Consider the following 12,134-nt stretch of genomic DNA (forward strand, 5'->3'; position numbering starts at 1 on the left):
CTGCCCGCTTTCATTTCACTTCACCGCTTGCGCCCGCAAGCGCCAAACGACCGGTTTCAGCGCTTGATCCGGGAAATCTTGGTTCCTTCAATGCTGACCCCAGCCATTAATCCCTGCTGGTCGAAAATGAACGCGTAAGCATCGTCCTTCAGCGTGGAGCTGGACAGATTCTTCGCCACCCCTTCATCAACCACAACAACAGTGGGGCCTACGCCAATTTCCCAACCCTTGGTTTCACGTAAATATTTCACGGCTTTATCGGTCATCAGGAACACCGCATAGCCATATGACTGGGCGCCTGCCTGCAACCCCCAGGACCCGGTTACGGAGTTGTAATAGTCCTCGACTTTCTTACCCATCAACAATTCGCCTTCGCCATAGCTGCCGCCAAACACCAGGCCCGCTTTGATGATTTTCGGGAAGACAAGAATCGCTTTAGCGTCGTGTGAGATTTTTTCGGCAACTGGTCTGGCCTTGTAGAGCGTTTGCAACGCTTGCCGAGAGTCGACATTCAGATCCTCGGCGGTTGCAGCACCAGCAGTGTTCAGGAAACTTGCCGATGCCAGTGAGGCTGTCGCAAGGACGATCGATAGGAAGAACCGCATTGACTGAGTCATGTTAGTACTCCGATACGGGAGCATTGGATGTGAGCAGCAGTCAGCACCTGCCCTCGGCAGAATCCGAGCCTGCTGAAATTATCCGGCGCACCCTAAAGTGTGTGAGCTACTGGCGTCGCCCTTGAATGAAGCAGGCCAGCGGCCTGTGATCAGTGGCAATGCCATCACTTGTTTCGACATCTGTGTGTTGGCGGGGTTCGAAAAAACAAAACGGGCGCCTGACAAGGCGCTGGCATCATTCAAGTACTGACAAACCGAGTACACACCTTGCCAGCAAGGTGAAATGATTTGAACCCAATGCGCTCCTTGTAGAGAATCGCCGTCTTTGCCTCGAAAGGATGCGTGGGATGAAGTTCGAAGGGACTTTCCAATACATGGGCACTCACGGGATCGTCTTCAACGTCTCGCAGATCACCCTCAACGACAGCGAACGTGGGCGCCTGCGCGAGTTGCATTTTTCACTGCCGCCACCAAGGCCGTGGCCCCCTCTTACGTGGCAATACCTGTAGGCGCCGGTGTGCGCACGTATGCCAATGAAATCCTACCCACCTACCATGTGGGCGACGTACTGGTCAGCATTGAGGCGCAGGTCAACGGCGGTATCGGCCCGCAACGCACCCTTTCGACATTGATCATCAAGACCTGACTGGAGACGTACATGTCCGTAATTACTCAATTGGTCATTGCCTTGGTGTTGTCCTTTCTGCTTGATCAATTCCTCAAACCGTATCTGTTACGCAAGTGGCTAGGAGTGGTGTTGGTGGCGGCGGGTGCGGTTGGCTGCGTTGTGGCAGGTCAGATCCGCTTGTTGGGGTTTGATCTGGGGTTGCTGTCGGTTTTTGCCGTGGCGATAGGGATGGGATTGTTCATGAAGCGGCGGCGGTTCGAGCAGATTGGTTAAAGGTCAGGTGTCTGGTGGCGGCTGATGCATCACGATTTGCGGGCACCAAAAAACGGGCGCCAGTCAGGCGTCCGTTTTCATTTACTCCGCTGCTTGCGCCCGCAAGCGTCTACCAATCACATCCATCAAATCACAGCCGTCGCGCAGGGGAATGGCCAGCAGTTTGGCAAAATCCGACAGCACCACCGTGTCGCAACCGATCTCGGCGCGGAAGGCGATGTTTTCCAGCACCTGTGTGACCGTGCGGATGCGGTAGTCGGCCATGGCTTGCAGGACGTCGAGTGGGGCTTGGGTGTCGATGAGCAGGGAGGCCGGGATCAGGTCGATTCCGGTGAGGGGCATGTATCTATCCACAGGTGAAACTCCGAATCAGATTTAAAGGGACTGATCCGATCTGCAGGTCGCCAAACCTGGTCGCTTTGTAGGTGACGGGGTGAAGATAGTTTTTTCCGCACCAGTGGGATAGTAGTGATTTCCGAGGTTGGTGTAGGACCTGTATGTAAAGCAGGTGTGATTACTTTTGTCGGAAGCGTTGAATCCAAGAGGAGCACCGTCTATTTCATGACTCACAGACTACAAGGTAAAGCGAAAGTTAGTTACCTTGCCTAAGCTAGCAAGGAACAAAAGGGTGAAGGTGTGGCCTCGTCTGGCGTACGCCACGCAAAGGAAGCGATGAATATTTTCTTTATGCTCCAGCCGCTGTTCGACATGCTGAAGTGGCTGATGCCATTGTTGGTCATGCTCATCATCATCAAGACGCCTTGGTTCAAGGGTTGGTTTGGTGAGCTGCTGGTGCGGACATTCGCCCACTATGGGTTGGATGGCCAGGTCTACCGACGGTTGCACAACGTCACACTGGATACACCCGACGGCACTACCCAGATCGATCATGTGTTCCTGTCGCCCTTTGGCATTTTCGTGCTGGAGACCAAAAACATGCGTGGCTGGATCTTCGGAGGTGAGCGCCAGGCCCAGTGGACACAGCAGATCTTTCGGCATCGCTCCAGGTTCCAGAACCCGCTGCGACAGAATTACAAACACTTGAAGGCGCTAGAAGCGCTGCTCAACGTTCCGCCCGAGCACATCCATTCTGTAATCGCCTTCGTCGGTGGCAGCAGCTTCAAAACCGTCATGCCGGACAATGTCACCCAAGGCATCAGCTGCATCCGCTACATCAAGTCCTTTCAGCAGCCTGTGTTTAACGACGCGCAGGTGAGTGCAATGGTGACGGCGCTTGAGAGCGGGAGGAGGGACAGTTCTCTCGCTACCCACCACGAGCATGTACAACACCTGAAACAGCGAAACGACCCTTTAGCAAAACGCCGTTGTCCGCGTTGTGGAAGCGATTTTGTCATTCGTATTCGTAAGACAGGCGATAGAGCAGGAGAGCGGTTCTGGGGCTGCAGTGCCTACCCCAAATGTCGAGCGAAACAGGATTTGGATTAGTCCGCCAGGCACTTCGCCCTGTGGAGCCGCTACTGTTCAGGAAACGCTGGCAGCCTCGGGCTTCATTGAAGTTAGTAGGGCTTTTTCTTTAGAGGGCGCGCGCAATTCTCTACTGATTACAGTCAATGAACTTGCTACAACATCGTGGATTTCGTCTTTAAATGTGATGGTCCAGTGCTGAGAATCTGGCCAGGGTTTTGTTAGAGGGGAGTTTTCCATAAGATGAAACTTATAGGATTCAAGCCCGGCTGAAAAATACTGATGCTTCCAGGTTGATTCATCGGTGAGCGGTTGCACACGGTACTCGATGAGGCCGGTAAGGCAGATCACGGAAAATACATCATCTTCGTGTGCTTCAAAGCAGATGTATAGGTCTGAACCTGAGTAATAGACCGCCGGATGCGCCCACGTTGGAAACACTGGGACATCGGACAAGACAAGGGCTTTGACTTCGTACATGGTGGTACCTGACGCGTAAATTAACGGGTGGCAATACGGACACTGTTGAACGGCCAAGTTAATGACAAACCCTAAAATCGTGACGGTGGCTCATGTCCGGCCTTGATATGGGAAAAGACCTGATCTGGATCTGCCTGGCACCAATATCTGAACAGTAGCCGAGGTTCCGTAGCTCTGAAATATTGATCTACGATGCTCTCATAAGGCACGGATAATTTAGGTTCTGGCCATTGCTGCGCTAAAACACCTATTGGTTTGCCAGACGAACAAATAATCCAGGTAGCCTTGCCTCCAGTGATATCAGGGAGGTAGCCCATATCCTGTATCACTTCGAATAAGGCGCGTAGCGTTGCTGCTGGATTGAGTTTGATCGACGTCACGTGACTTTCCAGGTCATCCCCCGCATGCACGCTATCTCGATCAATGGCAACTACCAACATGAATGGTCCTCTTTAGCGCTGTGTTGTCACTAGATTGACCAGCCTAAGGACATCAGCGGTTACCTGTCTACTGTCCGCTTTCGGTTGTATCCATTGTCGAAAGCAGCCATTACTCATGCACCTCAAATCCGCCAAAATAGAAGCGCGTTGTTCCCAGTTCCGTAGCGTAGAATTTCCAAGATGCCAGCCCCCACCCGAGACGGACTCTCAATGCAAACCCCAGCCAAACCTCAACACCCCCTCTGGCAAACCTACCTCCTATTCCTCGCCCCCATGGTCCTCTCCAACTTCCTCCAATCCATGTCCGGCACCGTCAACAGCATCTACATCGGCCAATTGCTCGGCACCCAGGCGTTAGCGGCGGTATCGGGCATGTTCCCCGTGGTGTTCTTCTTCATCGCCCTGGTCATTGGCCTCGGCGCGGGCGCTGGGGTGTTGATCGGTCAGGCCTGGGGCGCCCGTGAGCCACATCTGGTGAAGGCCATCGCCGGTTCGACGTTGCTGTTGGGGGCGATGATCGGGGTGGTGGCGGCGGTGTTGGGCAGTGTGTTTGCCCGGCCGGCGTTACAGGGTTTGGGCATGCCGGGGGATGTGCTGGACGATGCGGTGGCGTATGCGCATGTGATGATGTGGATTTTGCCGTCGCTGTTGGTGTTTGTATTGTTCACGCAGTTGCTGCGCGGGGTGAGCGATACGCTGTCGCCGTTGTTGGCGCTGGTGGTGTCGACGTGTGTCGGGCTGGCGCTGACGCCGGCGTTGATTCTCGGTTGGTTGGGGCTGCCGCCGATGGGGATTCAGAGTGCGGCGTGGGCGGGGTTGGTGGGTAACTTGTCGGCGATGGGGTGGCTGGCGTGGCGGTTGATTCGCAAGGGGCATCCGTTGGCGCCGGATCGGGAGATGTTTGCGGCGATGCGGCTCGACAGGGTCATCCTCGGCAAGGTGTTGCGCATCGGGTTGCCGACTGGGTTGCAGATGGTGGTGCTGTCGTTGTCGGAGTTGGTGATTCTGGCGCTGGTGAACCAGCACGGTTCCCAGGCGACGGCGGCGTACGGGGCGGTGACGCAGATCGTCAATTACGTGCAGTTCCCGGCGCTGTCGATTGCGATCACGGCATCGATCCTTGGCGCGCAGGCGATCGGGGCAGGGCGCCTTGAGCGCATGGGGGAGATTTTGCGCACCGGGTTGTTGATCAACGTGTGCCTGACCGGTGGCCTGGTGCTGTTGGGGTATCTGCTGTCGCACTGGTTGCTGGGGTTGTTTCTTACGGATGATTCCACCCGGGCGATGGCCGAACACCTGTTGCACATCATGCTCTGGAGCCTGCTGGTGTTTGGCTTTCAGGCAATTGTCGGCGGCATCATGCGCGCCAGCGGCACGGTATTGGTGCCGGTAGCGGTGTCGATCGTTTGCGTGGTCGGGGTGCAGTTGCCGGTGGCGTATCTGCTGGATACGCGCTTCGGGCTGCCAGGGGTGTGGATGGCGTTTCCGGTGGCGTATCTGGGCATGCTGATGCTGCAGACCCTGTATTACAAAATGGTCTGGCAGCATCAGAAGATCGAGCGGTTGGTGTAAGCCCTCGATTGAAGGTTAAACGCTGCTCTTGAGCCAGGTTTCGAAGCGCGTCGGCCCGACGATGGGGTGCTCGCCCGGCGTCAGCGAGTGGTCATCGATCGGCGCGCCGAAGTAGGGGACCGTGTCGTCCGGATGGGCCTGGCGCGGGTCGTTGGTGTGTTGCAAAAACAAGCGCACGAACTCCACCAGCGGCCAGCGCTCAGGCCCGGCCACTTCCAGGGTGTTATTGCTCGGCGCCTGCACCGCGACTTTCGCCAGCGCTGTCGCGACATCGAACGCGGCAATCGGCTGCAACGCGGCGGAGGTCAAGCGCACGGTGTCGCCTTCCTGTACGCCCGAGTGGGAAATGGCCCCGATGAATTCGAAGAACTGCGTGGCCCGCAGGATTGTGTAAGGGATGCCTGATGCCTTGATGAGTTTTTCCTGGGCCATTTTTGCCCGGAAATAGCCGCTGTCGAGCATGCGCTCGGTGCCTACCACCGACAGCGCGACATGGTGTTTGACCCCGGCGGCCTTCTCGGCGGCGAGCAGGTTGCGCCCGGAGGTTTCGAAGAACTCGAGCACGGCAGCGTCCTCGAAGGAGGGCGAGTTGGCCACGTCGACCACTACATCGGCGCCTTGCAAGGCGTTTTGCAAGCCCTCGCCGGTGAGGGCGTTGACGCCGGTGCTCGGTGACGCGGCCAAGGTTTCATGCCCCAGGTCTTGCAGGTTTTTGCAGAGCTGCCTGCCGATCAGCCCGGTACCGCCAATCACGACGATTTTCATGACGAGTCTCCCGATGCGTGTGCAGTGGGGTGCGAGGTGTCAGCCCCGCTTGGACGTCGTGTTTCTGGTCGGAGTGGGGGGCTGGCTTGGAATCCTGCAACCATTAAAGACCCGGAATCGGCTTAATGGCGCAAGGGGCGGGAAGTTGTCCGATAGGTGGTCAGTTCAGCCGTGATGCGATCCGTAGCAGCTGCCGGCCCATCCGGTGCAAAACCCATTATTGCTTCTGCTGATTCTCCGCCACAGCAGCCTTGGACTTGGAGAACCGGTAGAACAGGTTGGGCTCGCTCACAATGTAGAGCTCACCGGAAGTGTCCATGGTCATGCCTTCGGCTTGCGGTATGGTTTTTTTCAGGTCATTCAGGCCGAGCAGGGAGCGGAAGCTGACGAAGTTGCCGTCCTGGTCCAGTTCGGTCACGTTGCTGGATTGCTCGCTCAATAACAGCAAGTGACCGGTCCGCGGGTCGTAGTAACCCTCGGAAAGATCCAGGCCGAAGACGCTACGGTCGATCCAGTGGGTCAAGTCCTGGATATGCACCTGCAACGGACTGCCGATGGACGCCAGCATGCCCGTGACCGTAAACAGCTGCCGCGGATCGCGTTCCTTGATCGCGAAGATACGATCATTGGCCGCGTCATAGGTCACGCCTTCAAACCCCTTGTTGTGTTCGCTCAAGTTGATCTCGATGGCAACGAACGGGGCGTTCTCGACATTGATCGGGCCTGGGCTGTCCGGCAAGGTGACGACATACAGTCGCTGCAACTGTTCATCGGCGATCACTACGCGTCCGTTACCTATGTAAGCAAGGCCTTCGGTGTCCTGGAAGCCGATCAGCGGGTAACGTTCAAGCAGATCGCCGTTGCGGTTCATGGCCACAATCTGCATGGGCCCACCATTGGTGATGCCCAGCAGTCGATCATGGTCCGGGTCATAGGCGATGCCGGACAGATTGGTGATGTCCGCGACAGGCTTGGCCTGGATCACGGCTTTATAGTCTGGCAGCCAGATATTTTTATCGGGCGCCTGATTACCATGCCAAAGAGTTTTCCAGTACGCATACAGCTGCTGGTGGACCATGAAGCGTGCGGAAACCACATAGGCGCCAAGCAATACAACAATGAGAAGTATCCCCAGCTTCCCTCTCTTGCTCATGACTTGTCCTTGTCCCAGCTGAAGCGATAGACCTTTTTGGGTTGTCCGGGCTGGCATTTGCCGTTATCGGCATCGGCGCCCACGATCGACCATTGCGCACGAGACGTTTCGCCGAGCTCATGAGCGGCCTCGGGATTGAAACACTGGCTCAGCACTTCGTCGGGCACCAGGGCGTAAGCGTCACGGTGTTCGCGTAGCCATTGCGCCGCTTGTTCGACCGAGGAACTGCTCATCCCGAAATGTACGATCGGCTGCCGGGCGAATAACCAGTGGCCCTCGCGCCAGTTGACCAGTACCAGGTCGGCGCCGTGGGTCATGGTCGCCGCCTGCGCCATGATCGCTTCGTGGGGGTTCGGACCTTCCTTGATCGGCTCGATAAACCCGCGGGCGAACCACAGAACGAACCAGCTCACCACCAGCGCCTGGAATACCCGCATAGCGCGTGGACGTTTACCGAACCAGCGCTTGAGCAGCCAGGGAATCAGTGGCGCCGCCACCAGCACCAGACCGGGCAACGCCGGATAGATGTACAACTTGCGCTTGCCGGTGCTCAGGCAGAAAAACAGCACCACCAGCACGACCCAGCTCAACAGCACCAGCACTCGACCGTCGTGCTTGCGCAGTTGCTTGCGCCAGGCCGGCACCAGCCACGGCAGGGCCAGCACCAACGGCAGCCAGTATTGCGGGATCACGTTGACGAAGAAGTACCAGAACGGTTCGCGATGGTCCCACGCGGCGGCATAGCGTGCCGCTGTCTGGCGCAGCAGGATTTCTCGCGCATAGGCGACTTCTTCCGCGGTGCCATTGAGCACAATGGACAGTGCCAGAGGCAGCAGCCAGATTGCGATAGCCCCGAGCGCCACCAAAAAGCCCAGGAACCATTTGCGCTTCTGGCCAGGCATGGCCACCACGCCGGACCAGTTTTTGCGCACCGCGTAGGCATACGGAATCAGCATCAAGGCCGGGACGAAGCCGACCCCTTTGGTGATTATGCCAATGCCCATGGCGGCGCAGCCCACGTAAAACCAGCGCCAGGCTGGCCCGAGCAACAGGTGCCGCGCCAGTCCGTACAGGCCCAGGGAGGTGAACAGAATCAACAGGCTGTCGATCTGGCCGGTACGCAGGATGCTGTAAGTCTGGTACGTGGCCAGGTACAACAGCGCCGCTATTCGACCGATGCGCTGATTCCACAACCGGCGGCCCAGGTCGTAGACCACGGCCGTGACCGTCGCCGCCGACAACATCCCCGGAATATACAGGGCGAGGGCGGGCAGGCCGGTGAGCCATGCGAAGAACGCCACCATCCACATGAAGACCGGCGGTTTATCGCCGTAGATCTCCGCAGCGCGGTGAGGGATGAACCATGACCCGTTGTGCAGCATCTCCAGCGCTACGCCGAGGAAACGTTCCTCGTCGACGTTTTGCGGTTGACGCAGCCCCAGGCCAGCGCCGATCAACAGCAAGGCAAGCAGCACCAGGCCCAGGCATTCGATGCTGGGCGACAGGGTTTTACGCATGGCTCAGTCCTTCAGGTGTTTGGTGCGGGCAATCAATTGCAAATTGCGCAGATAGACGATGGAGCCAAAGGCCTGGCCAGCAATGAACACCGGGTCTGCCCGGTAAATGGCATAAGCGAGCAGCAGGGCGCTGCCAACAATGCTCAGGTACCAGAAACTCACCGGGATCACGCTGCGTTTTTTGTACTCGCTATACAGCCACTGCAGGATGAAGCGACCGGTAAAGGCGATCTGGCCAGCGAAGCCGACCACCAGCCACAGGGTTTCGCGGGAGAGGTTCATCCTTCGATCTCCTGCGCGTTGGTGTTCAACCGCGTGCGCTTGATCAGCCACCACACACCGAACAGGTCGAGAATACCCACCAGGGCGCGGTCGATGTTGCCGTATTTGGACACACCCGCGGTGCGGGGCCGGTGGTTGACCGGGTGAACGATCATTCGGCCGTTGTGACGCTGGATCAGCGCGGGAATGTACCGATGCATGTGGTCGAAGTACGGCAGGCGCAGAAACGCCGCGCGTTCGATCAGCTTCAGCCCGCAGCCGGTGTCCGGGGTCGAGTCATTGAGCAGGCGGCTGCGCAGCCCGTTGGCGAAGCGCGAAGCCCAGCGTTTGCTCGCGGTATCGCGGCGGTTGACTCGGTGCCCGGCCACCAGCTGAACGTCGACCAGACCCTTTTCACCGCGCACCAGCTCCAACATCCCGGGGATGTCCGCAGGGTCGTTTTGACCGTCGCCATCAAGCGTGGCCAGCCATTGCCCCCGGGCGGCGATTGCCGCGTGGTAGAGCGAGGTGCTTTGCCCCAGCGAGCGCTCATGGCGCAGGATACGCAACGCGTCCAGGCCGTTGTTTTTCAACTGCCGCAGTTCATGCAAGGTGGAATCGGTGCTGCCATCGTCCACCACGATGATTTCGTAGGCCTCATCGGCCAATGCGACGCGGATTTCCTCAAGTAACGGTTTGAGGTTGTTCGCTTCGTTCTTTGCTGGAATCAGTACAGATACAAAAATGTCTTGGCTCATAGAGTCCCCCCTTGCTCCTTGGTCTTTTGTTTATCAAGGGCTCGATTCATATCTGATAGAAGTGGCGATACCACTTCACAAATTCTGCTACACCGGTCTCGACCGTCACTTGAGGACGGAAGTCGACCCACTCGGCCAGTGCCGAAATATCGGCCCAGGTCTTGATCACATCGCCTGCCTGTAGCGGCATGAAATTGCGTTGGGCCTTGATGCCCAGCGCCGACTCCAGGCAGTCGACAAACTCCAGCAGTGGCACGGGTTGGCCACGGCCGATGTTGAAAATCCGGTTTACGCCAGCGCCCGGCTCGTTCGGCACCGGTGGTTTGGAGCGCAGGCGGGCGACGCTTTCAACGATGTCGTCGACATAGGTGAAATCGCGCGACATCTGGCCATGGTTATAGATGTCGATCGGCAAGCCTTTCAGGATTGCCTCGGTAAACTTGAACAGCGCCATGTCGGGGCGCCCCCAAGGTCCGTATACGGTGAAAAAGCGCAGGCCGCTGGCTTTCAGGCCATAGAGGTGGCAATAGCTGTGCGCCAGCAGTTCATTGGCGCGTTTGCTGGCGGCGTACAGCGAAATAGGATGATCGACGGCGTCTTCGACACTGAACGGCATTTTGCTGTTGGTGCCGTACACCGAGCTGCTCGAGGCATAGATCAGATGCGCGGGGCGATGGTGCCGGCAAGCTTCCAGCACATTCAGAAAGCCCACCAGATTGGACTGCGCATAAACATCCGGGTTGTCCAGTGAATAGCGAACACCCGCCTGGGCGGCCAGGTGCACAACCTCGGTGAAAGCATGGTCTTTGAACAACGCCATCAAGGCCGGTTTGTCGACGATGTCCATGGCCTGGAAACGAAAGCCCGGCAAGGATTCCAGCTCCTTGAGCCGTGCGTGTTTGAGTTCTACGCTGTAATAGTCGTTGAGATTGTCGATGCCGACGACTTCAAGGCCTTCTTGACACAAACGCTTGACGGTGTGATACCCAATAAAACCGGCGGCGCCAGTAACCAGAACAGTCATGAGGCCTGCGCCTGTGCGTGACTGATTCCGATTCTGCGCAAAGGGCGCTTTTGCATCACAATCCCCTGTAAGTACTCGCTGATCAGTATATTTTTTGGGCTTGTTGCCACCATTGGCTCCATGCCTTGCTCCATTGTATTGGTAAAGTTCTGTGCAGTGCACATCATGAGCCGCAGAAATGGCAGCCGTATACCCTGCCAGTTGGATTGTAAAAAAAACGTTAAGTAATTACTTCGTTTTTCTGACCGCTTGCTTAAACGCGTGCTGGTGTGAGGGCGCTCACAACGCGGTGCCCAGCATTTGCAGGTAGTTGGGGCTCTCGGAAATCGAGTTGTGGCCCGTGTCCGGTATGACCTGCAGCGTGGCCACGCCTTTGGCGAAATGGGTGTAGAGCTGGTCTGTGCTTGCGCGTGGTATGACTTCGTCGTGCTCGGCTGCAACCAACAGCGTCGGAACGGTGATGTGAGCGGCGTATTTCCAGGACTCGAACTTGTCCTGCAACAGCCATTTCACCGGGAACCAGGGAAACTGGCGGGCGGCGAGGTCTTCAAGGCTGTTGTAGGGCGTGATCAGGATCAGCCGCGACGCCGGGCGCTGGCTGGCCAGGCGCACGGCAACGCCTGAGCCCAGGCTGCGTCCGATCACTGCAATATCGGGATGGCTATTGTAGACATAGTCGAACAAGGTCATGGCGTCACGCTGAATCGCCTCCTCGGACGGCGACCCGGTACTGCCACCGTAGCCTCGGTAATGCAGCAAGTAGATCGCATGATCTGCAAACGCCTGCGAAAACCCGGGCAGGCTGCGGGAAACGTCCTCGGCATTGCCACCAAAGTAGATCAACGCCTTCGGCCCGTCGTGCGGCCTGACGGTCACCAGCACCTGCGCGTCGGCGACTGACAAGGCAAGCAGCGATTCGGGTGTGTCGATGGTGCGAGGTTGCGGGTAGTAGATGAGGGCCCGTTGAAACACGAACAGCGCGATGCAGAGCAGCAGGTATGCAACGGCAATGAAAGCGAAGAGAGACACCAGGGTTCGCGACATTCGGCTAAGTTTAGTGGACGGCATGGACTGCTTCGGGCCTTGAGACAGCTATTGCTGGAGCGTCGCCAGAGTGTAGTCCAGCAATTTCAGCTGTGCAGAAGCGCCGCCCAATGCCCGTGTAGGTGCGAGCACCTGTGGCGAGGGGGCTCGCCCCCGTTGGGTCGCGAAGCGGCCCCA

16 protein-coding genes are annotated in these 12,134 nt (G+C 57.6%); 5 read left to right on the forward strand and 11 right to left on the reverse strand.

The features are described 5' to 3' along the window. Nucleotides 1-56: 56 nt before the first annotated feature. Nucleotides 57-617 carry a lipid-binding SYLF domain-containing protein gene (locus tag ACEN9A_RS09015; protein WP_258673042.1) on the reverse strand — a complete coding sequence of 187 codons (561 nt, stop codon included), beginning with the start codon at nt 615-617 and terminating at the stop codon, nt 57-59. A gap of 347 nt (nt 618-964) precedes the next feature. On the opposite strand from ACEN9A_RS09015, the gene ACEN9A_RS09020 reads away from it, so the two are divergent. The 3 genes from ACEN9A_RS09020 to ACEN9A_RS09030 are packed head-to-tail and all read left to right on the forward strand — an operon-like array spanning nt 965 to nt 1,518. Then, entirely contained in the window at nt 965-1,126 is a 162-nt protein-coding gene (locus ACEN9A_RS09020; protein WP_258673043.1) for a hypothetical protein, read from the forward strand. Beyond that, nucleotides 1,111-1,263, forward strand: coding sequence for a hypothetical protein (locus ACEN9A_RS09025; RefSeq protein WP_258613426.1), 153 nt, complete (start codon nt 1,111-1,113; stop codon nt 1,261-1,263). Before ACEN9A_RS09020 ends, ACEN9A_RS09025 begins: the two co-directional genes overlap by 16 nt. 12 nt (nt 1,264-1,275) lie before the next feature. Continuing rightward, nucleotides 1,276-1,518, forward strand: a complete 243-nt coding sequence (locus ACEN9A_RS09030; RefSeq protein WP_064616894.1) for a hypothetical protein — start codon at nt 1,276-1,278, stop codon at nt 1,516-1,518. A gap of 81 nt (nt 1,519-1,599) precedes the next feature. Here the strand turns inward: ACEN9A_RS09030 and ACEN9A_RS09035 are convergent, their stop codons facing one another. After that, entirely contained in the window at nt 1,600-1,872 is a 273-nt protein-coding gene (locus ACEN9A_RS09035; RefSeq protein WP_007935387.1) for a hypothetical protein, read from the reverse strand. Nucleotides 1,873-2,190: 318 nt separating this feature from the next. On the opposite strand from ACEN9A_RS09035, the gene ACEN9A_RS09040 reads away from it, so the two are divergent. Then, nucleotides 2,191-2,964, forward strand: coding sequence for a nuclease-related domain-containing protein (locus ACEN9A_RS09040; protein ID WP_064616896.1), 774 nt, complete (start codon nt 2,191-2,193; stop codon nt 2,962-2,964). 36 nt (nt 2,965-3,000) lie between these two features. On the opposite strand, the gene ACEN9A_RS09045 is transcribed toward ACEN9A_RS09040, so the two are convergent. Together ACEN9A_RS09045 and ACEN9A_RS09050 are read right to left on the reverse strand one after the other, a co-directional pair. Further along, nucleotides 3,001-3,423 carry a hypothetical protein gene (locus ACEN9A_RS09045; RefSeq protein ID WP_258673044.1) on the reverse strand — a complete coding sequence of 141 codons (423 nt, stop codon included), beginning with the start codon at nt 3,421-3,423 and terminating at the stop codon, nt 3,001-3,003. Between the two features lie 71 nt (nt 3,424-3,494). Further along, on the reverse strand, nt 3,495-3,863 hold the full coding sequence (locus ACEN9A_RS09050) for a hypothetical protein (RefSeq protein ID WP_082920835.1): 369 nt from the start codon (nt 3,861-3,863) through the stop codon (nt 3,495-3,497). A gap of 210 nt (nt 3,864-4,073) precedes the next feature. Between ACEN9A_RS09050 and ACEN9A_RS09055 the strand changes: the two genes are divergently transcribed. Beyond that, nucleotides 4,074-5,435, forward strand: a complete 1,362-nt coding sequence (locus ACEN9A_RS09055; protein WP_258673045.1) for an MATE family efflux transporter — start codon at nt 4,074-4,076, stop codon at nt 5,433-5,435. Between the two features lie 15 nt (nt 5,436-5,450). Here ACEN9A_RS09055 and ACEN9A_RS09060 read toward each other — a convergent pair whose 3' ends face one another. The 7 genes from ACEN9A_RS09060 to ACEN9A_RS09090 all read right to left on the reverse strand — a co-directional run bounded on the left by ACEN9A_RS09060 (nt 5,451) and on the right by ACEN9A_RS09090 (nt 11,981). Further along, nucleotides 5,451-6,200 (reverse strand): SDR family oxidoreductase, encoded by a 750-nt coding sequence (locus tag ACEN9A_RS09060; RefSeq protein WP_258673046.1) that lies wholly within the window; start codon nt 6,198-6,200, stop codon nt 5,451-5,453. A 217-nt stretch (nt 6,201-6,417) separates the two neighbouring features. Continuing rightward, nucleotides 6,418-7,353 carry an SdiA-regulated domain-containing protein gene (locus ACEN9A_RS09065; RefSeq protein ID WP_258673047.1) on the reverse strand — a complete coding sequence of 312 codons (936 nt, stop codon included), beginning with the start codon at nt 7,351-7,353 and terminating at the stop codon, nt 6,418-6,420. Further along, entirely contained in the window at nt 7,350-8,870 is a 1,521-nt protein-coding gene (locus tag ACEN9A_RS09070; RefSeq protein WP_019649466.1) for an ArnT family glycosyltransferase, read from the reverse strand. The genes ACEN9A_RS09065 and ACEN9A_RS09070 overlap by 4 nt, the downstream gene beginning before the upstream one ends. 3 nt (nt 8,871-8,873) lie before the next feature. Beyond that, nucleotides 8,874-9,152, reverse strand: a complete 279-nt coding sequence (locus ACEN9A_RS09075) for a lipid-A-disaccharide synthase N-terminal domain-containing protein (RefSeq protein ID WP_018928220.1) — start codon at nt 9,150-9,152, stop codon at nt 8,874-8,876. Continuing rightward, the gene (locus ACEN9A_RS09080) at nt 9,149-9,889 is read right to left on the reverse strand and encodes a glycosyltransferase family 2 protein (RefSeq protein ID WP_019649465.1); all 741 of its coding nucleotides are present in this window, start codon (nt 9,887-9,889) and stop codon (nt 9,149-9,151) included. The genes ACEN9A_RS09075 and ACEN9A_RS09080 overlap by 4 nt, the downstream gene beginning before the upstream one ends. Before the next feature lie 46 nt (nt 9,890-9,935). Then, a complete protein-coding gene (locus ACEN9A_RS09085) occupies nt 9,936-10,913 on the reverse strand; it encodes an NAD-dependent epimerase (RefSeq protein ID WP_019649464.1) in 978 nt (325 codons plus the stop codon). Nucleotides 10,914-11,192: 279 nt separating this feature from the next. Further along, on the reverse strand, nt 11,193-11,981 hold the full coding sequence (locus tag ACEN9A_RS09090) for an alpha/beta hydrolase (protein ID WP_258673048.1): 789 nt from the start codon (nt 11,979-11,981) through the stop codon (nt 11,193-11,195). Nucleotides 11,982-12,134 lie beyond the last annotated feature (153 nt).

The organism is Pseudomonas sp. Pseusp18 (assembly GCF_059506005.1).